The sequence below is a fragment of the Rhodococcus sp. UFZ-B548 genome, assembly GCF_903819475.1.
Lineage (GTDB): Bacteria > Actinomycetota > Actinomycetes > Mycobacteriales > Mycobacteriaceae > Rhodococcus_F > Rhodococcus_F erythropolis.
The window spans coordinates 77,716-98,306 of sequence record NZ_CAIJDS010000016.1; the positions used below are offsets into that span (position 1 = coordinate 77,716).

Consider the following 20,591-nt stretch of genomic DNA (forward strand, 5'->3'; position numbering starts at 1 on the left):
GAACCACTCGCACGTCGAGCGGCCTTTGACTCCTTGGACGCAGCAGGGCGCAATTACGTTCCCTCAAAACGCGAAGGCGCAATGAGGGGCTACACCGAACCGACGATCTCGGCCAACTCGTCAGCCAGCTTCTGCGCGAGCGGAAGTTCGGTGGCCTCGACCATGACGCGGACCAGTTGCTCTGTCCCGGACGGGCGCAGGAGCACTCGACCACCGTCACCGAGAACGCGCTCGGCGTCCGCGACTGCTGCAAGTACCGACGGCGACGCTGCGACTGCCGCCTTGTCCCCGACCTTCACGTTGATCAGCACTTGCGGGAGGGTGGTCATCGTTGCAGCCAGTACCGATGCCGACTTACGCGTACGAGCCATGCGTCCGAGCAGCCTGAGACCGGTGAGAATTCCGTCGCCCGTGGTGCCGAACGCCGGCAACACAACATGGCCTGACTGCTCGCCACCGAGGCTGTATCCGCCCGCGCGCAGTTCCTCCAAGACGTAGCGGTCGCCTACGGCAGCAGTCACGATGTTGATGCCTGCCTCGCGCATCGCGATGTGCAAACCGAGATTGCTCATGACAGTCGCGACGAGAGTGTTCTCGACCAACTCCCCGGCCTCGTTCATCGCGATCGCCAGAACAGCCATGATCGCGTCACCGTCGACCACCGCGCCGGTCTCGTCGACGGCCAAGCAACGGTCGGCGTCGCCGTCGTGCGCGAGGCCTAGGTCCGCCCCGTGATCGACTACGGCTTTCTGAAGATTCTCCAGGTGCGTCGATCCGCAGCCGTCGTTGATGTTGAGGCCGTCGGGATCTGCGCTGATCGCGATGACGCGAGCGCCCGCTGCTGCGTAGGCAACCGGTGCGAGCGCGGAAGCAGCGCCGTTGGCGCAGTCGACGACAACGGTAAGTCCAGCGAGCGGCTCGCTCGCCGCGCTCGCCAGATGTGCAAGGTACAGCTGAGCGGCATCGTCGACCGCACGGACTCGGCCTATCCCGGCACCTGTCGGAAGGACCGGCGGTGCAGTGCCGTCGAGTGCGTCCTCGATCGCCACCTCGACAGCGTCATCCAGCTTGTGCCCACCGGCCGCGAAAATCTTGATTCCGTTGTCCGGCATGGGATTATGCGATGCAGAAATCATGACACCGAGACTGGCGTCGAGCTTTGCCGTCAAGTATGCAACTGCCGGAGTCGGGAGGATACCCACGTCCAGCACGTCGACGCCTGCGGAACTCAACCCGGCCGTCACCGCGGCTTGAAGCATCTCACCGCTGGCGCGAGGATCGCGGCCGATCACGGCGGTCGGACGGGCATCCGAGGTGCCGGCTGTCAGTACGCTCGCCGCGGCAACTGCCAATCTCAATGCAAGATCTGCAGTCAGATCCGAATTGGCAAGCCCACGAACACCGTCAGTACCGAACAACCGACCCATAGAACGACTCCTGAATCCTGTGAACCTCGAGAATGAAACTCGAGAATGGAATTTCTCCGAGAAACACAAGAGCGAGCGTCCGGTAACGATGGACGCCCGCTCTTGTGGTGAACAGGTGCCGAAGCAGACCCGTCGGGTCAACCTCGGCAAAGCATCAGCGCTTGGAGTACTGCGATGCCTTACGGGCCTTCTTCAGGCCGTACTTCTTACGCTCGACCGCGCGGGCGTCACGCGTCAGGAAGCCTGCACGCTTGAGGGCCGGACGATCATCAGGGGTTACCTCGATGAGTGCGCGCGCGATAGCCAGACGCAGTGCGCCTGCCTGACCGGACGGGCCGCCACCGTGCAGCAGTGCAATGATGTCGAAAGACTCGGGACGCTCGACGAGCACCAGCGGAGCCTTGATCAGCTGCTGGTGAACCTTGTTGGGGAAGTAATCCTCCAACGTGCGGCCGTTGAGCTTGAACTGACCGGTACCGGGAGTCATCCGGACGCGAACGACAGCCTCCTTGCGGCGACCGACGGTCTGGACCGGGCGATCGAGGACGATCGGTGCGAGCGTAGCTGCAGCAACCTCTTCGACGACCTCGACTGCGTCAGCGGCGACAAGCTCTTCCACTGCTTCGATGTTCTCTTCGGACACGTTCTGCTCTTCCGGCGATGTCACTGTGCGACCTGCTTGATCTCGAACGGCACCGGCTGCTGCGCGGTGTGGGGGTGATTCGGGCCCGCGTAGACCTTGAGCTTGCTGCTCATTGCGCGGCCGAGCTTCGTCTTGGGGAGCATGCCGACAATGGCCTTCTCGACGAGACGATCGGGGGTCCTGTCGAGGACCTCACCGACAGTGCGGGACTTCAGGCCACCCGGGAATCCGGAGTGGTGGTAAACGTTCTTGCCCTGCAGCTTGTTGCCGCTGATGGCAACCTTCTCAGCGTTGATGATGACAACGAAGTCACCACCGTCGATGTGCGGCGCGTAGGTGGGCTTGTGCTTGCCACGCAGCAAGTTCGCTGCCTGAACGGCAAGACGGCCGAGCACCACGTCAGTGGCGTCGATGACGTGCCACGAGTGGGTCACATCTCCGGCCTTCGGGGTGTACGTAGACACAGATCTTCCTCGTCTTAATTCATTCCACTGCTGACCATGTGCGTATCGCGTAAACGATCCTCGGCGGCCAGTTGAGACCCGAGAACCGCCGGTCTCCACGCATTTCTGCCGGAGCCCTACGACACGCCACCGATAGACGATACCGGTCTACCCGCTGCCAGGTCAAAGCGCAGCCATCTCCGCCGACAATGCCCTCGTCCGGAACCAGCAGGTAAGCGATCGACATGCGACTGCCCCGGCAACCTGACGGTACCGGGGCAGTCGAGGTGTCGTCACGACATGAATGTTGTCAGCGACCGAACCCGTTTGCGGCGATCCGGTCAGCTTCCTGCATCTTCTCCGAGCCGCTCGCCGTCGCTCCGGCGATCTGCGCGAGAACCATGTTCAGTTCTTCGGACGCCTGGGCCCAGCGGCGCTGTGCGTCGTTCCAGGCTTCGGAACCTGCCCCTTCCCAGCCTGCTTGCAGCTTGTCTACGACAACCTTGATGTCGCCCTGCTTGTCGTTGATCGCTTTGGCCTGCTGTTTCATCTGATCGGACAGCATTGCGAGGCCGCCGAAGTCGTACTTGATCCTGTCGGACATAACTGCTCCCGGTTCGGTGTGACTGGAGAGAACTTTGTGAGAACTACTGGCTGAGGACCGCTTGATCGAACGGTGAAGAGCTGACGGTCAGGACATGTTCACCGTCGCGCCGCGAAGCGAGCTGACGTTGTCGTCTTCGGTCGAGTCGAAGGTTCCCGCAGCCTGTTTGATCTGCTCGCAGATGTCGGTCAGAGCAGTGTCCAGCTTCAGGGCCGCGCTGTTGTATCGCTCCATGATTCCTGCGTATTCGACCTGCGCCGCACCGTTCCACGAATTGTGCGAAGCGTCGGCCTCCGACCGAACAGCGTTGACCAGTCCCCTGATGTCACCGAGATGTCCGTCGATGGTCCCCGCCGAATCGATCAATTCAGCGGTAGTTGCGGTAAAGCCCATGTCGTCCCCCTGGATTCGGTGAGTACCGTTCGGTATCGGCGACCACGACGGCTTGTCCGTCGGATGTGCACCGGGGTCGAGCGGAACTCCCTGATGTGCGCTACACATACTTTGACGCGACCTCCGTGCCAACGGTTCCGGCCCGATCGAAGAATGTTTTCAGAACCGACCGATCCGGTCAGGGCGTGAATTCGAGTGACTGCCACATCCGCAGGCAGTCCGCTTCGAGACTGTTCCACTCACCGACCAGATACTGGCAGCCGATACTCACTTGCCGACCGTTGTCGACGTACACGTGCCAACGCACCTCGGAGAAATCGTCCGGAAACTCGACGTACACCACTGCCTGTTTTCCTGCGGCATCGTCGATCACAGAAAACTCTCCGAACCGCAATGGGTCCTCGAACGCCGAAAACTGCTGACGCAAAGCGGCTTCGACGGAATCGAATCCAGCACCTTCCGCAAGACTTTTCTCGATGACCACGATCTTGCGATCAGCGCCGGAACTGGGTATCAAATCGGTGCGCCCGCTCGAGGTCCCTCGTGACAGAAGCTTCCAATCGGAAGGCAGCTCTGCAGCAACGCTCCCCACCTCCACACGCGTGAGTTCCGGCGTGACACCGGACTCGATCGACGGAATCGAAGTCTTCGGCGCAGGCTTTTCCTGCTCTTTCGACGCCTCCACGATCTCGGCTTTGCCTTCCGCCGTAGCTGCAACCGAGTCCGCCAACCGAGAATCGCCTCGATCGCGAGTCGACACCACGACCGTTGCCGCGACCGCAGCGACGACGGCGAGCACCGCAAGCGCCGCCGCGAACCATCGACGGCCTCCGTGCCACCCGCCGACTCGACGGGGCGAGGAGGCAGTCGAGTCCACGGAAGGAATCGACATCGCGCCATCCGGATCGCCTACCCACCCGGCGCCAAAAGCTGAATTGTCGACGATTCGACCGGAACTGTCCCGCGCAGTTGTCTGGCGAACGAGCGTCCGAGGATCCACCAGAGACGACGCCACCCGACTCTCGTCCAGAATTCGAATGCTCGCGTGGCCGTGGACATTCGTCGACCCACGTTCGAGCGAAGCCGCAACGGCATGCGAGCGCGGCCCGACCAACACCACAGCGTCCCGAACCGACAAGTCCCCGATTCCGGAAAACAACCCCGCAACGTCTGCGATCGCCGAACTTTGTGCCCCGTCGAGTCGGAGTTCACCGTCGACCTCACTGACAACAGAAGCGACCACCATTCCGCCACGCAGTTCGAGGACGACACACCGCGATCGCCAGGCTGTACGAGCCGACCTCGCCGCCGCGACCGACGTCGGAACGAGGACGACGTCGTGCGCCGCTCGCCGTGCGGCATCGAGCAATCGCCGCCTACGTGGGGCACCCCAGTCCGAGGGATGACTGAGATAGAGGATGTCTGCATCGACGATTCCACACCCGTCCATCGCATTGGAGATCAGCCTGGCCAGCTCCAGGACGGTGGGGACAATCCGACCATCTACGTCGACATAATCGTCGTCGACGTAATCGATCGCATTTTCACCGGTCGTACCGGGACCCGACGCCGGTTCGCGTCTGAGGTCTGCACTGCAACAGAATTCGCGTTGACCCGAGACGACCCAGATATTGGATGCACCCCAATGTAGCGAGACCGACACCAAGGACGGAACGGTCACAGCGGTGGCATCCACGGAACTTGGACAAGTTGGGTTTGCGACCGAGAAACGTAGACCCCACGACCTTCCGGCAATGCCGACGCGCGGACGGTGCCGACGAGATTTCCCTCGTCGCGACTTCCGCTCATGATCAATCCGGCCGGTGCCATGTCGCGAATTCTCGCAATGACCGGCTCGTAGAGTGCTCTGGCCGCGCCACCGGAACGGCGGGCAATCACCAGGTGCAAACCGATGTCCTTGGAATGCGGAATGTACTCGAGCAACGGCGCCACCGGATTACCACTCGGTGTGGCCACAAGGTCGTAGTCGTCGATCAGTACATAAATCTCCGGTCCACTCCACCACGACCTTTCCCGCAATTGCTGCTGTGTTGTTTCGGCGTTCGGCATTCTGGCGGCGACGATCCGAGCCAAGTCGACCATCAACTCACCGAAGGTCGTCGACGACGCCGAGTAACCGCCGAGGTGATTCCCTTCGACCACTCCCAGCAGGGAATGCCGATAGTCACCGATAATCAACTTGGCCTGCGCCGGTGTGTTCGACGCGATGATCCCTTCCGCTATTCCGCGCAAAAGAGATGTCTTGCCACACGCGGTGTCGCCGAATATCAAGAGGTGCGGGTGTTCCCGGAAGTCCATGTACACCGGGGCGAGGTCGGTCTCACCGAGCCCGATCGGCACGGTGAGGCACCGACCGTCGGCCGCACTCGGTGAGGGCCACCGGGTTCCGACAGCTTCGAGAAGTTCTGCCCGCGAGTACGAATCCGGAAGCATCCGCACGGTGGGCGCCGGGCGCGAATTCGACACGGCTGCAATATGTTCGACCGTCAACGCCACAGAACCACCGGAATTCTCACTACCTGGCGAACCGCCGATTCGAGGTAGTCCGGTGAGAAGGTGAAGCCCGTCGCGCGTGATGCCACGACCCGGTCGACCTTCCGGCACCAGGCTGGCTTTCTGGCGACCCGCATCCGAATCTCCCGGATCACCCAATCGAAGTTCGATGCGAGTACCCAGTTGATCCTTGAGTGCCGGCCGGATCTCGGCCCATCTCGACGTCGTGACGATCACGTGCACACCGAAGGACAAACCTTGACCGGCGAGCATGTTGATCTGAGGCTCGAGTGATTCGAAATCCGAACGAACGCTGGGCCAACCATCGACGACGAGGAAGACGTCACCGTACGGGTCATCTCGGAGTCCCGCCGCCACACCTTCCCCGGCAGGATCAGCTGTTCGCAATCCTCGGAAATCAGCCATGGAGTCGATGCCGAGGTCACGAAACAGTCGCTCTCGTTTCGCGACCACACCGAGTACCTCGGCAACCGTGCGGCGGACGCGGTCGGAATCCAAGCGGTTTGCCACCGATCCGACGTGCGGCAGATCTTTCAATCCGAGGAGCGTTCCACCTCCGAAGTCGAGGCAGTAGAACTGAATCTGTTCCGGCGTGTGCGTCATGCTCAGAGACAAGATCAACGTGCGCAAGGCCGTCGACTTTCCCGACTGCGGGCCGCCGACGATCGCGAGGTTGCCCGTTGATCCGTTCAGATCGGCGACGAGAAGATCGCGGCGCTGATCGAACGGCCTGTCGACTACGCCGAAGGGTGCGCTCAGATTTCCGCGAGGTTGATCACCGGCCGCCCACCGCGGCAACAACTGGTCAAGCGTCGGGGATGCCTCGAGCGGCGGTAACCACACCTCGTGCGCGCGTGGACCGTGAGAGCGCATGCGGTCGACGAGGACTCCCATGAGAGTACGTGAATCGTCACCGATTTCGCCCATGTCGATGACATCGGGCTCGACGGGAACGACAACAGCCTCTGGCCCGACCACGGGCGTCGCGGTAAACGGCAGCGGCGCGAGTTCGACGGGGGAATCTACCGAGAATCGAGTGGGCACTATCCGCTCACCCTCGTACGGGCCTGACACGTATGCACCTTGGAAGCGAACGATCTCAGCAGAATCGGACTTCAGGTATCCCGCACCGGGTGTGCCCGGCAGGTGATAAGCATCGGGAACGCCGAGAACGGAACGAGACTCGTTCGCCGAGAAAGTTTTCAAACCGACGCGATACGAAAGATGGCTGTCGAGACCCCGAAGCTTTCCTTCGTCGAGCCGCTGACTGGCCAGCAGCAGGTGAATATGAAGTGACCTGCCCAATCGCCCGATGGCCACGAACAATTCGGCAAATTCCGGCTGTTGGCTGAGCAGTTCGGAAAACTCGTCGACAACCACGAAGAGTGCAGGCAACGGATCGAGTGCAGCGCCGGCCAGCCTCGCCTTCTCGTAGTCAGACACGTTTGCGAAGTTTCCTGCCGCACGCAGCAGCTCCTGTCGACGATTCATTTCGCCGGCGAGCGCGTCCTTCATACGATCGACCATCGCCAATTCCTCGGCAAGGTTGGTGATGATCGCAGCAACGTGCGGCGCCTCCTCCAGGCCGAGAAAGGTTGCACCACCTTTGAAGTCGATCAGGACGAGGTTCAGCGCGTTGGGTGAGTGCGTCGCGATCAGGCCGAGCACCAAGGTTCGCAGGAACTCCGACTTACCAGAACCGGTGGCTCCGATACACAGCCCGTGCGGACCCATACCGTTCTCGGCCGACTCCTTCAGATCCAGTTCGACAGGGTTTCCATCTTGTCCGACACCGATCGGCACGCGGAGTCGGTCGCGCCCCTGACGTGGCAGCCAGCCATGCTCAGGATTGAACCTCGCAACATTTCCTATCCCCAACATCTGGCTCCAGGTCCGAAGGGATCGGTCGTCGTCAGTTGCGTCCACGGCGTTCTGCGATGCCGAACGGAACGGTGCGATGCGACGTCCGAACGACTGCGCCAGGCTCGTCGTCGCGGCGTCAGGCGTCGCAAAGTTCTCGACTCCTGCGCTGCTCACCGCGCCGATCTGATCGCTACCGACGACCAGTCGCAAACCACGCGCCGCCGCCAGCCGCGGGCAGAACCCGCACAGGTCGAGGACGGTCACCGAGTCGAGCCCGGTTTCGGACAACAGGCCGGTGTCACCTTCGAGCAAGCCACCGTCCACGACCAACACGAGATGCGGAACGCCCGCACTCGCTGGAGTGTTGCGAGCAAATCGAGCACGCATCGAAAGCGTTTCCCCGAGGGAACTTTCGAACTCGAGATACGAACCGAACACCATGCGTGAAGTGCCGGCGCCGTCCTGAGACTCCGGGTGTTGTACGTGTGGGAGCCACTTGACCCACTCCCACTCGGCTTCGGTATCGGGACCGCACACCACTGCAACTTGGACGGTGTCCGGACCGTGAAAAGTGCACAGCTGCATCAACATCGAGCGGACGAGCGCTCGAGCGGAATCCCTCTGCCCCTCAATGGACATCGCAGCAAATCCGCGAAGCGAGACGGCGGTCGGCAGGTCTTTTACAACCGAATGCGCACGGACGAATCGCCGAAGTGAGACAGCAGCGACGGGTTCGAGATCCTCGACCGGCCCCGTCTCCGGAGATACAAGCCTGGTGGCCAATCGCTGTGTACCCAGACCGACCCGAACGTGGCAGTAGTCCGAGTCGGTGATCTGACGTTCCCACATCCGCACAGTCCCGGCCAGTGTCCAAAGCTGCGACGGCTCGGGATTGCTCCACTCGAGAGCAGCACGCTGCGCACCAGACGTCGCAGCAACATCGCTGCGCATCTGATCCAGGTACCGCAGGTAGTCCTTGCGGTCCTCGTTCGCTTCGGACGCTCGTGCCCCACCGCTACGACCGCCCCCGGCGAGCATCCCGAGCATCGACACCATCATCATGACCGGAAACAGCAGAGACATCGGATTGCGCGCCATGCCGGAAGAGAACATCAGCGCCACCATGCCGATCATGGCAACCACCATGATCACCGGAAGTAGTTTGGTCAGTAGGTTTCCCGGCGTGACGCGAGGAATCTCCGGTGGGGCCTGAAGCGTCACCTCGCCGCCCGGTGTACGCGGCGATTCACGGCGCGCTCGACGCGCAAATCTGACAGTGCTCAATTCACCCACCCCCATCGGTGCTGCAGCTGTTGCCGCCACGCGCCTCGTCCGACTACCGCCGGCCCGCCCCCCAAGGCGTAGTCACGCAATTGCAAGAGAGTAGATCACAACACCGACACTCGGGTCGGTGCCACCTGTTGTCTGCGCTGTCGCCGACACAGGCGCACAGTTCATGTCGTATTGTTCGGGTGAACTGGGGTGACGTGACAGGGGAATCGCGTCATGGGAGGGGACAGATCTTGACCAGCACCACTGAAACCAGCGCTGCGCACACCGCAAACGGACGACGCGCGACCCATTCTGCCGAACTGTGCAGGTTGACGGTACTTTCAGCCCATTCGCAGGTGGATCTTGCGGTGCCTCTTCGTGTTCCACTCGCGGTGGTCATTCCGGGCATTGTGGACACAATTGTCAACCACAGCAATTTCAACGAGTTCGACCACAGCGCCGAACAATTCGAGCCCGTCGACTGGACTCTGTCGAAAGTCGGCAGGGCACCGCTGGCACCGACGCTGTCGCTGCACGAGCATGGAATCCGCGATGGGGAATTGCTCGTACTCGAGGCCGCGGACACCGCTGCCCCGCCCCCACTCTTCGACGACATCATGTACACCGTCGCGGCGACGGAAGCAGACATCTACCGACGGTGGACTCCGATCACCGCGCGCATTGTCGGCTCGTCCGCCGCCCTCGTCGCTGCGCTCGTCGCGGCCCTCGCCCTGGTCCTCGGCGATGCAGGTCTGATCGGCGCTGTCTGCGGTGGAGTGACGTCTTTGGTGCTCACCGTCGCCGCCGTCGTGGCAGCGCGGGTGTACGGAGACACTGCAAGCTCCATCACGCTCGGATGCACAGCGGTGCCACTGGCGTTCGTCTCCGGCGCACTCTGCGTACCCGGCACTGTTCTTTCTGCTCATCTCCTTCTCGGTTCGGCATTCGCAGCCGCGGTGAGTCTGATCTGCCTCCGTTTGTGCGGTGCCGGATTAGCCGTCTTCACCGCACTTCTCGTCGTCCTCCTTGCTGCGGTGGGCACCTTCGCCGTCGCGACGACGCTTCCCGAGGCGCGCACCGCAACCGTCAGCAGCGCGGTGATTGCCGCAGCATTGATCGTTCTCACGTTCACCGCTCGACTGTCGATGCTGTTCGCGCGATTACCGCTTCCCCCGGTTCCGACGCCGAGTAATCCCCTCGACGACGATCGCGACGGACTGCCCGAGCCCGAACTGCCCGGGCTGACCGAGTTGACTGAAAGGGCAGGGCGGGCTCGTAGCTACCTGACCGGACTGATCGTGGCCACGTCAGTGGTCGCGCTCACTGCCGCAGTCGCGCTCGCGTGGTCCTGGCCCGGTCAGGGAATCGTCTGGCCGAACCTTGCTCTCGCATTCGCGACGGCCGTCGTGCTGATGTTTCGCGGGCGCACCTACGCGGGCGCACATCAGGCGGTCCCACTCATCGCGGCAGGCATCTCGGTGATTCTCGTTCTCCTGGGCGGCATGGCATGGACCCATCGCGACCATGCATTGGTCGTCTTCGCCATCACGATGACTGTTCTCCTCCTGTCACTGATTCTGGGAATCCTCGCCCCCCAGAACACATTCAGCCCCGTGATGCGACGCGCGGCCGAACTGTTGGACCTCGCTGCGATTGCAGCAATCGTTCCGCTGATCTGCTGGGTCAGTGGGCTCTTCGCGCTCATGCGCGGTCTCTGAGCGATCGGATCTCGATGGTGATTCGACGCGCGACGAACATCTGTGCCGCACTCGTGATCGTTGTCTTAACAGTCCTCGCCGGGGCGGGTGGCGCATCGAGTGCGGTTCCTTCCCCCATCGATCCTGCAATGCTGCCGGAGGACGGTCCACCCGCGCCTCCCCAACCCACCGAACAACGAACCCTGTGCGTCCCCGCCGTAGCGGGTGGTGACGGCGCGGATATTCCACGTTCTCAACAGGATCTGGGATTCGATTCGGTGTGGTCGATCACCCGAGGGGCAGGGCAGCGAATTGCTGTCATCGACACCGGCGTCAGCAGACATCCCCGGCTACCGGCCCTCGAAGGCGGCGGTGACTATGTCGGGACCTCCGACGGCACCGACGATTGTGACTCACACGGAACAGTCGTCGCCGGTCTCATCGCCGCCGAGCAGGTCGACGGTTCCGGATTTTCCGGAGCTGCGCCGGACGCACAGATCATCTCGATCAGGCAGTCCAGTGCAGCTTTCTCGGTGGCCGGCCAACGCGAAGACCCTGCCGTAGCCGAGAATTCGTCTGGCTACGGAAACGTCGACACCATGGCACTGGCCGTACGTCACGCTGCTGACTTGGGTGCAAGCGTTATCAATATCTCCGAGGTCGCTTGCAAGCCTGCCGGGGACGGGATCAACGACCAACGACTGGGCGCTGCAATCGAATACGCCACGATCGCGAAGAACGCCGTAGTCGTCGCTGCTGCAGGGAATATCGGATCCGGAGGTTGCAAGAACCAGAATCCACCGCCGGATCCCCTCGATCCACAAGCCGATCCATGGAACTCGGTTACGACGATTGCCAGTCCTGCCTGGTACGACGACTATGTCCTCACCGTCGGGTCGGTCGACCCCAATGGCACCGCCAGCTCCTTCAGCCTCGGCGGTCCATGGGTCGACGTTGCGGCGCCCGGCACCGGAATCATCTCACTTCACCCGACGTCGCCTGGTCTGACCAACGGAGTCTACGGCTCCGACGGCGCCGTACAGTCGTTCAACGGGACCAGTTTCGCTGCGCCCTATGTCGCGGCAACCGCCGCGCTGGTCCGGTCGGTTCACCCGGAACTGACTGCACTTCAGGTCATTCAACGTATCGAAGCCACCGCCCACGCCCCGGCGCAGGGTTGGAATCCCTACGTCGGTCACGGCGTCATCGATCCACTCGCCGCGGTAACGGGCGAATTGGCACCGGGTGAACGCGTCAAGGTCAATCATCAGTCGGTAACGATCGATCCCCTACCCACGCCGCCGACCCCCGACAACCGATCTCGCGACGCGGCACTCGTCGGAGCCGGAACGGTCGGCACCCTAGCCCTACTGACGCTGTTGGCGTCGATGCCCATTCGTCGAGTAATTCGTCGGAGACTTCCCGAACGACGGGACGTCGATCTCTGAACCGTCAACGGTGTTCAGTTCACTGGAGCGGCCGGCGTTGAATCGGGGGCGACTCCGTCGTGAGCTATCAGTGCATTCCTCTTCTCGAGCGCCGGACCTGATGCAAGTAGATCGAGTATCTGCCAAGGCGCGCGATCAGGCGTTCGCGTCAATCCGAGCGCGCGAGCGGAGGTTTCGTCCGGTACTCCGTATTTCACACCGGTATCCGCTACGTAGAACACTCCGTCGTGCCTGGTGCTGTTCGTCTCGATTCCGGTCGCTTGAACAAACCCACCGAAGCCCTGTTCGACGTGGACGCTGTCGAGATTGTCGCCCGATCCGTCCGCCTGCGCCAAGGACACCAACTTGCCACCCGCCGGGATCGGAACCTGCAATCCAGCGACGAGTTTCAATGTTGCAGAACTACTTTCGCCGCGCTCGACTGCAGGCGAGGGAGCCCATTCCAGACAGCCGACAGGTGCGCCATGATCATCGACGATCTCCGGAACCACCTGCGGCAACGAGTCGACGGCCAGTTCCCTCACCGAAGGAATACGACTGATGGCATCAGGGGTGACGCTCGCGATCCCGGTGGCGCCCTGCGAATCCGAGAAGTAGATCAGTTGGGCGAGCGCCGCACCGACCTTCTGGATACCGTTCTCGAGCACCACGTAGTACTGCAGGTCCGCGCCCACCGAAACCTGAACGACGGAGCCGACAGTCTTGTTCTGTAGCGGGAACCGGGGCGCTGATCCCAGTTCGCGGATTCGCGGAGCCTCGATGCGCGGAACTTCGGGGATCGAATTGAGAAATCCGGCACTGATCGGTCGCGCCTGTGCTCCCTCCAGCCCCAAAGCCCGCATGATCGCCGGATTGTCCACATCGATTTCCGCTCGCTTCCCGTCGTAGACGAGAAAGTGATCGGAACCCGACTTCACCAGGAATGCACGGTCCCTCGTCAGATATGTCGTGTTTTCACCGACATTGGACGAGCCGACCAGGACCGAAGTCGTCAACGATTTTCTCCCGTCGGATCCGACGGAATCGCATACCGTCCACAAGGCGTTGCTCGGGTCGGCTGATTCCGGCAGCGCGGACGGTGCGCCGGGAATGCCGACGAGCGCGCCCCTCGGTTTCGCCTCGACCTCAGACGCCTTGACTATTGCCGGTTTTACTGGCGAACCCAGAATCAGTCGGGCGGAGGCCAAGTTCAGCACAGGGCGAAAAGTACCCTCCATGGCGACGAACATTGCGCCAGATTCCTTTGCAACAACGATTTCTGCATCGCCGATCTTGTCCTGTGGCCGAAACAGAGCAAGTACCGCGCAACCCGCCAATCCCAGTGCAGCGAGGACTATTCCGACGGTGAAGGCGCGGGACTGTGACCGCATCGGATCGTGAAGCATCCGCACGTCTCGTCTGACCAGCGCATGTTCCATCCGCCTGACCAAGAATCGGTACCCATTGACCTGCCAGCGCGTGGTAGGTGTTGCAGCCATCATTCCCCCCGTGCCTTACATCCCCTTGCGAAGACACAGTACAGTTTGGCTGGGGCGGAAATTTTCGGGTAGTTCGCAGGTCAGGTATCGGGGAGGAACCGTGGACCGATCGCGGTTGAAGCATTGGCCGTCGTCACACAGGATTTCGACGCACGAATTCGTGTCGGCACAGATTCTCGGAATCAGTGCAGGCGGAATCGCGATGGCCAGTGGGCTGGATTGGCTCTGGGCGCTGGCAATCGGTTGTGTGGTTGCCGGATCAATGCTCCTCCATGTGGGCGGTTGGTCGGTAATGTCCTGGATTGTCAAGTACTTTCGCTATTTGCGCCGCAAGGACGCCGACGGCAGCACGATCGTCAGTTTTCACACTCCCTCCGAACAGTCGATCGGGCTCCGAGTGGACGGATCTTCACTCGTCGCTGTCGTCGAGATCGCTCCCCCACGCGACTACCTGACCAGGATCGGGCGCCATTCATTCGACGCTTCCCACCTTCTGCCCACGGCAGCCCTGGTCAATTGTCTGTATCAGCACGACATCTCACTCACCGGCATCGACATTGTCAGTCATGGATACCGCGCCGCATCAGGAACGCCGGCCACCGAAGTCTACGAACGTCTCATCGGGCCACTACCAGCCACCGCCACCAGAAGTGTTTGGCTTGCACTACGTTTCGACGCTTTGGAGGGTCGTGCAGCAGTCGAACGCCGAGGCGGGGGCGAACAGGGCGCGGGCCGCGCGATCGCTGTTGCCGCCAATCGTGTCATCCGGGTGCTCGATTCAGCGGGATGCAAGGCGCGGATCCTCACCGCACCGGAGATCGCGTCGTCCACTGCCCAGGTCGCAAGAGGAGTCGCCAGCCACGAGGTCACCGAAACGTGGCGAAGTACCCCCTTGCCTGGTGTGTCCAACGTCGGATACGGAATCGAACCCCGTTTCATCACCACCTCGACCCTGACCCGAGTATGGGCAGTGGCAACGGTCGGGACGTCCGTGACAATTCGGTTGCGCCCCACGGGCGAACGCGGAGAGGCGAAGGTCAGTGCGACATGTCGCTTCACCACGCGCAATCCACCTGAGAACGCACCGCTGGCCGGTTTGGTCTCGCTTCGTGGGCGCCAGCGCGACGGATTGCTGACCAACCTGCCAACCGCATTGGCCGCGCTGGACCGCATCACGCCGCACATTCGCATGGACGGGGGCACACTCGACTCACTCGCTCTACCTCTTGCCGGGTGCGGCCAGCTCATCGGCTCGGACCGAAACGGGCACGGTGTCGCGGCCAGAATTTCGGGGCCAGGCGTCAACACCGTTTTTGTCGCCGGCGAACTCTATCTGGCTCAGCAATTGATCTTTCGAGCCATCGCGACCGGCGCACTGGTACTCATCCACACCGATCGACCGGAAGCATGGACCGCGCTCACCGACTCCATGGGAGTGCCTGACCGACTCCGCGTGTCCGGGCAGGGTGGTGGGCTCGAGGGCGCTTTCAACACTGTCGTGTTCGACGGAGTCGAGGGGTTACCGCCGCGTGCCGGCGTGACCGCGATCTACGTGTACGGACATCCACGCCAATGGCCTCGGATCGACCCTGAAATCTCGATAGTCCAGCCATTCGCACTCGGTGACAAGATCACAGTCGAAACCGGCCGCACGCGCGTCGAACTGACTCTGGTAACCATTGCTTCCGAGACCTCGTTCATCGGCCGTCCTCGAGCCGGCGACGCTCACCAGACGGCGTGATCGCGTATGTCCAAGATCAGCCAGGATAGGGATCACTCGCACGCTGCATCCGCAATCCACTCCCCCACCAATGCAATTCACGAATCATCTTCTCGCTGGCATCGATCGCGATCGAATCGACGCCGTACGGCTCGTGTCCGAACTGCTTGCGTACCCGGTGAATGGTCACGCTTTGACGCACCGAGACCATGTGCAGCTCCGCCACTACCTGCCTCAGTTGTTCGACGGCCCGAACACCACCTGAAATCCCGCCGTAGGACACGAATCCGATCGGCTTGGCACGCCACTCGTGTTTCACGGAATCGAATGCGGTCTTGAGGGCAGCCGGGTACCCGTGGTTGTATTCGGAGGTCACAGCAACAACAGCGTCGGCTCGTCCGATTCGCTGGCGGAAAACCTCCGTGGCAGGTGAATCCGAGAAATCCTGGGGCAACGACAGCTCTCTGAGGTCGATCACCGATACGTTCCACGACGGGTTCGCGGTTGCGCGCTCGACAAACCAATCCGCCACTGCTCGTCCTATTCGCCCCTCGCGGACCGAACCTACGATGACTTCGACCTTCAAAGGTGCCATGAACGTCGATGCTAGCGACTCGTCACGCAGTGATCCCGTCCGTGATGAGTGCGGCCAGTTCCCGATACGCGCTGGCATCGTCCAACCCGGTAGCCCGATAGACCGCGCGTTGCTGGATCCGAACCATTGTCGCTGCGGCCGCATCAGCGACAAATGACGCGTGTACCCGCCGGAATGCGCCCGAATCCACTCCCTCGACGATGAGCGCTCGCACACGATCCGCGGCGATCGACGTGTTCTTCTCGTAAACCTGACTCGCCGACACCGATTCAGCCAGGTCTTCCATGAATTGACGGGACGCCGCGGTCAGTTGATCACCGACTGCTTCGAGATACACCGCGACTCGACGAGTCGGTGCCGCTTCGGCAGCGACGGCACTCTCCACCGCATCGGTCGCCGCACGGAAGAAGTGCACCGTCACAGCCCGCACCAGATCCTCTTTGCCGGCCGCCACGGTGTACAAGGTGCTCTTGGAGCAGTGCAGACGAGCTGAGATCTCGTCGAGCGTGAGGTGGGCGAAACCCTCGCTCAAGAACAGTTCGACCAATTGATCGAACAACTCTGCCCTGCGCGCAGTCGTCTTGTGAACCAGCCTTGCCATACGCAAGACAGTACTGCAGTATCGTTCTCAGTACTACTACCTAGCTAGGAGCCGACCGTGCCCGTCGAACGCCTGATGCCCAGCCAAGAAGCTCGCGATCTCATCGAACTGACGCGTGATGTCGCGGACAAGGTACTCGCGCCCAAGGTCAACGAATACGAGAAGGCCGAGAAGTATCCCGAAGGCGTGTTCCCCGCACTCGGACAGGCAGGCCTGCTGAGCCTTCCGTATCCCGAGGAATTCGGTGGCGGCGATCAGCCGTACGAGGTGTACCTCCAAGTCCTCGAAGAGATCGCCTCGCGCTGGGCAGCGGTTGCAGTGGCGGTGAGCGTACACAGCCTCTCGTGCTTCCCACTGTTCACCTTCGGCACCGACGAACAGAAGACCCGCTGGCTGCCGGACATGCTGGGCGGCAACACCATCGGCGCGTACAGTCTTTCCGAAGCGCAGGCCGGATCCGACGCCGCCGCATTGTCGTGCAAGGCGACGGCCACCGACGGTGGCTATCGCATCAACGGCTCGAAGGCCTGGATCACCAACGGCGGCAAGGCAGACTTCTACAACCTCTTCGCCCGCACCAGTGACGACGGCTCTCGCGGCATCTCCTGCCTCCTGGTGGACAAGGACACCGAAGGCCTCAGCTTCGGCAAGCCCGAGGAGAAGATGGGACTGCGCGCGGTCCCCACTGCATCCGCGAATTACGACGACGCCTTCGTCCCTGACGAGCGGTTGATCGGTCAGCGCGGCCAGGGATTGCCGATCGCCTTCAGCGCGCTCGACTCCGGCCGACTCGGAATCGCTGCTGTTGCCGTCGGAATCGCTCAGGGCGCGCTCGACGACGCGGTCGCCTACGCGAAGGAGCGCAAGGCATTCGGCAAGCGGATCATCGATCACCAGGGCCTCGGATTCGTGCTCGCGGACATGGCGGCCGCAGTTGACTCCGCTCGAGCCACATACCTCGATGCAGCCCGCCGCCGCGACGCCGGAGTTCCGTACTCGCGCAACGCCAGCGTCGCCAAGCTCGTTGCCACCGACGCAGCAATGAAGGTCACCACCGACGCCGTTCAAGTGTTCGGCGGGTATGGCTACACCCAGGACTTCCCCGTCGAGCGCTACATGCGCGAGGCCAAGATCACGCAGATCTTCGAGGGCACCAATCAGATTCAGCGTCTGGTCATCGCGCGTCAACTGGCGGGATAGTCGTCTACATGAAATGCCCTCCCACGCAGAGTGGGAGGGCATTTTGTATCAAGGCGGTCAGTCCCCGCAGCACCCGCCCGAAGACGGAATCTCGCGGGTTTCACGGGTAATCGCGTTGCGGGCAGCCAGTTCCGAGTAGTCGGGGTAGTCCACGCGAACCAACGAAAGTCCGTGCGCCGGCGCAACGAGGATCGAACTCGACCGCGACGTTTCGTCGAGCAAACCTGCCACCCAGTCGGCGGTGCGGCGTCCCTCACCGACTGAGAGGACTGCCCCGACAAGACTCCGGACCATCGACCAGCAGAACGCATCGGCATTCACGTACGCCGTGAACACCGTGCCCTCCTGCGCCCAGTCGAAGCGTTGCAGCTCCCGCACCGTCGTAGCGCCTTCTCGACGCTTGCAGAATGCCGCGAAGTTGTGCAGGCCCAGAAGCCGATTCGACGCGTCTTGCATCGCTGTGAGATCGAGTGGTTTGGGGTACGACACCGTATCGCGCGCGCGTAGGGGTTCCGCTCCGAATGCCGCGTTGGTCACCCGATACTCGTAGTAGCGTCGCATCGCCGAGAAGCGTGCGTCGAAGTCACCCGGAACCACCGAGATCTGTTTGACCCGAACGTCCTTGGGCAGGAAGCGTGCAAGTCTGCGCACGAGTCGCGACGGATCGTCGGGGAGCAACTCGCCCGGGACGTCCACGTGCGCTACCTGTCCGGTGGCGTGGACACCGGCGTCGGTTCGACCGGCAACAGTCAGCTGAACCGGTTGCCGTAGTACCGTTCCCAACTTGTCTTCGATCTGACCGCACACGGTGCGCAGATCGGTTTGACGGGCCCAGCCCGAGAAGTCGGTGCCGTCGTAGGAGATGTCCAGCCGCAATCGAACGAGCCCGCCGTCCCCGATGGGGGCGGCGGGCTCGTTCGATTCAGCGTGTGCCGAAACCAAGGGAGACTAGTCCTTCTTGGCCTCTTCGGCCTCGGGAGCGTCGGCCGCAGTTGCGGTCTCGTCCTCGATAGCCTCGACGACTGCGTCAGCGTTCTCGACCTCAGCCTCGGTCGCGTCGGCCTCTACGGCCTCGACGACGTTCTCTGCGGCGGGAGCTTCCTGCGAGGACTTGACGCGACGAGCGCGGTCAGCCTCGGAGGTGACGGTCTTTTCCTTGACGAGCTCGATGATTGCCATCGGAGCGTTGTCGCCCTTGCGGGGGATCGTCTTGATGATGCGGGTGTATCCACCGTTACGGTCCGCGTAGAACGGGCCGATCTCGGCGAACAGGGTGTGAACGACATCCTTGTTGCGGATGACCTTCAGCACCTCACGACGGTGAGCCAGCGTGCCGGCCTTCGCGTGCGTGACGAGCTTCTCGGCGTAGGGGCGCAGTGCCTTGGCCTTGGACTCGGTGGTGGTGATGCGACCGTGCTCGAAGAGCGCGGTAGCCAGATTGGCGAAAATCGCCTTCTGGTGGGAAGCCGACCCGCCGAAGCGGGCACCCTTCTTGGGCTTGGGCATGATGATCTCCTAGTAAAGGACCTGAGCTGCTACAGCTGTTCGGTCTCGGCGTAGTCCTCGGTACCTTCGGCATCGCCGAAGGAACCGGCATCAGTGTCACTCCACGTTCCGGTGGCGGCGTCGTAGCCGGCAACGGTGGTGGGATCGAAGGATGCGGGGCTGTCCTTGAGGGACAGGCCGAGCGAATGCAGCTTGACCTTGACCTCGTCGATGGACTTCTGTCCGAAGTTGCGGATGTCGAGCAGATCGGACTCGGTACGGCCGACAAGCTCACCGACGGTGTGAACACCTTCGCGCTTGAGGCAGTTGTAGGAGCGGACCGTGAGGTCCAGATCCTCGATGGGGAGTCCGAAGGAAGCGATGTGATCGGCCTCGGCGGGCGAGGGTCCGATCTCGATTCCTTCTGCTTCGACGTTCAGCTCACGGGCCAGGCCGAAGAGCTCAACCAGGGTCTTGCCCGCCGAAGCGAGCGCGTCCCGTGCGGTGATGGAGTTCTTCGTTTCCACGTCGAGAACGAGCCGATCGAAGTCGGTGCGCTGTTCGACGCGAGTGGCCTCCACCTTGTAGGTGACCTTGAGCACCGGCGAGTAGATCGAGTCGACCGGGATACGGCCGATCTCTGCGCCGGACGCCTTGTTCTGGACGGCGGGGACGTAGCCACGACCGCGCTCGACAACGAGCTCGATCTCCAGCTTTCCCTTGTCGTTCAGGGTGGCGATGTGCAGATCAGGGTTGTTCACGGTGACGCCTGCCGGGGGCACGATGTCGCCTGCAGTAACAGCGCCGGGGCCCTGCTTGCGGACGTACATGGTGACCGGCTCGTCCTCTTCGGAGTTCACGACGAGGCCCTTGAGGTTCAGGATGATGTCGGTGACATCTTCCTTCACTCCCGGGACGGTGGTGAACTCGTGGAGAACGCCGTCGATACGGATGCTGGTGACAGCAGCGCCGGGGATCGACGAGAGCAGCGTGCGGCGCAGCGAATTGCCGAGCGTGTACCCGAAACCTGGCTCCAGGGGCTCGATGACGAACTTCGAGCGGTTATCAGCGATGACCTCTTCGGTCAGCGTGGGTCGCTGAGAAATGAGCATTGGTATTTCCTCCTGTACGGACGTCCACTATTTGACGCCCACGATGGGAAAGGGCCTGCGGCCCTGTGAGTGGTT

17 protein-coding genes are annotated in these 20,591 nt (G+C 62.2%); 4 read left to right on the forward strand and 13 right to left on the reverse strand.

What is annotated here, in order from left to right; all coding sequences use genetic code 11:
• Nucleotides 1–89: 89 nt before the first annotated feature.
• From glmM to eccCa, 7 genes are all read right to left on the reverse strand, one after another.
• Nucleotides 90–1,427: a phosphoglucosamine mutase gene (gene glmM / locus H7C86_RS15955; RefSeq protein WP_021343572.1), complete on the reverse strand. Its 1,338-nt coding sequence runs from the start codon at nt 1,425–1,427 to the stop codon at nt 90–92.
• A 154-nt stretch (nt 1,428–1,581) separates the two neighbouring features.
• Nucleotides 1,582–2,094: a 30S ribosomal protein S9 gene (gene rpsI / locus H7C86_RS15960; protein WP_019747567.1), complete on the reverse strand. Its 513-nt coding sequence runs from the start codon at nt 2,092–2,094 to the stop codon at nt 1,582–1,584.
• Nucleotides 2,091–2,534, reverse strand: coding sequence for a 50S ribosomal protein L13 (rplM, locus tag H7C86_RS15965; protein ID WP_019747566.1), 444 nt, complete (start codon nt 2,532–2,534; stop codon nt 2,091–2,093). Before rplM ends, rpsI begins: the two co-directional genes overlap by 4 nt.
• Before the next feature lie 289 nt (nt 2,535–2,823).
• A complete protein-coding gene (locus H7C86_RS15970; protein ID WP_003940975.1) occupies nt 2,824–3,117 on the reverse strand; it encodes a WXG100 family type VII secretion target in 294 nt (97 codons plus the stop codon).
• Between the two features lie 87 nt (nt 3,118–3,204).
• Nucleotides 3,205–3,618: a WXG100 family type VII secretion target gene (locus H7C86_RS15975; RefSeq protein ID WP_223257856.1), complete on the reverse strand. Its 414-nt coding sequence runs from the start codon at nt 3,616–3,618 to the stop codon at nt 3,205–3,207.
• Between the two features lie 70 nt (nt 3,619–3,688).
• The gene (locus tag H7C86_RS15980) at nt 3,689–5,191 is read right to left on the reverse strand and encodes a type VII secretion-associated protein (RefSeq protein WP_182261812.1); all 1,503 of its coding nucleotides are present in this window, start codon (nt 5,189–5,191) and stop codon (nt 3,689–3,691) included.
• A complete protein-coding gene (eccCa, locus tag H7C86_RS15985; RefSeq protein ID WP_259349210.1) occupies nt 5,188–9,207 on the reverse strand; it encodes a type VII secretion protein EccCa in 4,020 nt (1,339 codons plus the stop codon). Before eccCa ends, H7C86_RS15980 begins: the two co-directional genes overlap by 4 nt.
• A 224-nt stretch (nt 9,208–9,431) precedes the next feature.
• Between eccCa and eccD the strand changes: the two genes are divergently transcribed.
• Nucleotides 9,432–10,898 (forward strand): type VII secretion integral membrane protein EccD, encoded by a 1,467-nt coding sequence (gene eccD / locus H7C86_RS15990; RefSeq protein ID WP_182261813.1) that lies wholly within the window; start codon nt 9,432–9,434, stop codon nt 10,896–10,898.
• Nucleotides 10,899–10,912: 14 nt separating this feature from the next.
• Nucleotides 10,913–12,325, forward strand: a complete 1,413-nt coding sequence (gene mycP, locus H7C86_RS15995) for a type VII secretion-associated serine protease mycosin (RefSeq protein WP_182261814.1) — start codon at nt 10,913–10,915, stop codon at nt 12,323–12,325.
• A gap of 14 nt (nt 12,326–12,339) precedes the next feature.
• Here the strand turns inward: mycP and eccB are convergent, their stop codons facing one another.
• Nucleotides 12,340–13,806, reverse strand: coding sequence for a type VII secretion protein EccB (eccB, locus tag H7C86_RS16000; RefSeq protein ID WP_182261815.1), 1,467 nt, complete (start codon nt 13,804–13,806; stop codon nt 12,340–12,342).
• A gap of 97 nt (nt 13,807–13,903) precedes the next feature.
• Between eccB and eccE the strand changes: the two genes are divergently transcribed.
• Nucleotides 13,904–15,544 carry a type VII secretion protein EccE gene (gene eccE / locus H7C86_RS16005; protein ID WP_182261816.1) on the forward strand — a complete coding sequence of 547 codons (1,641 nt, stop codon included), beginning with the start codon at nt 13,904–13,906 and terminating at the stop codon, nt 15,542–15,544.
• A gap of 16 nt (nt 15,545–15,560) precedes the next feature.
• Here the strand turns inward: eccE and H7C86_RS16010 are convergent, their stop codons facing one another.
• Complete coding sequence (locus H7C86_RS16010; protein ID WP_020906901.1) at nt 15,561–16,118, reverse strand: NADPH-dependent FMN reductase; 558 nt, start codon at nt 16,116–16,118, stop codon at nt 15,561–15,563.
• Nucleotides 16,119–16,140: 22 nt separating this feature from the next.
• Nucleotides 16,141–16,719, reverse strand: coding sequence for a TetR/AcrR family transcriptional regulator (locus tag H7C86_RS16015; RefSeq protein WP_021343562.1), 579 nt, complete (start codon nt 16,717–16,719; stop codon nt 16,141–16,143).
• A 57-nt stretch (nt 16,720–16,776) separates the two neighbouring features.
• Between H7C86_RS16015 and H7C86_RS16020 the strand changes: the two genes are divergently transcribed.
• Nucleotides 16,777–17,919: an acyl-CoA dehydrogenase family protein gene (locus tag H7C86_RS16020; protein ID WP_172933403.1), complete on the forward strand. Its 1,143-nt coding sequence runs from the start codon at nt 16,777–16,779 to the stop codon at nt 17,917–17,919.
• A gap of 57 nt (nt 17,920–17,976) precedes the next feature.
• Here H7C86_RS16020 and truA read toward each other — a convergent pair whose 3' ends face one another.
• From truA to H7C86_RS16035, 3 genes are read right to left on the reverse strand one after another with little or no spacing between them, the layout of a single operon-like run.
• Nucleotides 17,977–18,861: a tRNA pseudouridine(38-40) synthase TruA gene (gene truA / locus H7C86_RS16025; protein ID WP_182261817.1), complete on the reverse strand. Its 885-nt coding sequence runs from the start codon at nt 18,859–18,861 to the stop codon at nt 17,977–17,979.
• Nucleotides 18,862–18,867: 6 nt separating this feature from the next.
• Nucleotides 18,868–19,425, reverse strand: coding sequence for a 50S ribosomal protein L17 (gene rplQ / locus H7C86_RS16030; RefSeq protein WP_020906897.1), 558 nt, complete (start codon nt 19,423–19,425; stop codon nt 18,868–18,870).
• 29 nt (nt 19,426–19,454) lie between these two features.
• Nucleotides 19,455–20,516 carry a DNA-directed RNA polymerase subunit alpha gene (locus H7C86_RS16035; protein ID WP_003941016.1) on the reverse strand — a complete coding sequence of 354 codons (1,062 nt, stop codon included), beginning with the start codon at nt 20,514–20,516 and terminating at the stop codon, nt 19,455–19,457.
• Nucleotides 20,517–20,591 lie beyond the last annotated feature (75 nt).

Bases quoted from the DNA above. Each gene is read 5' to 3' on its own strand.
- rplQ (WP_020906897.1), bottom strand. From the start codon at position 19,425: ATGCCCAAGCCCAAGAAGGGTGCCCGCTTCGGCGGGTCGGCTTCCCAC.
- glmM (WP_021343572.1), bottom strand. From the start codon at position 1,427: ATGGGTCGGTTGTTCGGTACTGACGGTGTTCGTGGGCTTGCCAATTCG.
- H7C86_RS15975 (WP_223257856.1), bottom strand. From the start codon at position 3,618: ATGTGTAGCGCACATCAGGGAGTTCCGCTCGACCCCGGTGCACATCCG.
- H7C86_RS16035 (WP_003941016.1), bottom strand. From the start codon at position 20,516: ATGCTCATTTCTCAGCGACCCACGCTGACCGAAGAGGTCATCGCTGAT.
- eccB (WP_182261815.1), bottom strand. From the start codon at position 13,806: ATGATGGCTGCAACACCTACCACGCGCTGGCAGGTCAATGGGTACCGA.
- H7C86_RS16015 (WP_021343562.1), bottom strand. From the start codon at position 16,719: ATGGCAAGGCTGGTTCACAAGACGACTGCGCGCAGGGCAGAGTTGTTC.
- H7C86_RS15970 (WP_003940975.1), bottom strand. From the start codon at position 3,117: ATGTCCGACAGGATCAAGTACGACTTCGGCGGCCTCGCAATGCTGTCC.
- eccCa (WP_259349210.1), bottom strand. From the start codon at position 9,207: ATGGGGGTGGGTGAATTGAGCACTGTCAGATTTGCGCGTCGAGCGCGC.
- H7C86_RS16010 (WP_020906901.1), bottom strand. From the start codon at position 16,118: ATGGCACCTTTGAAGGTCGAAGTCATCGTAGGTTCGGTCCGCGAGGGG.
- mycP (WP_182261814.1), top strand. From the start codon at position 10,913: ATGGTGATTCGACGCGCGACGAACATCTGTGCCGCACTCGTGATCGTT.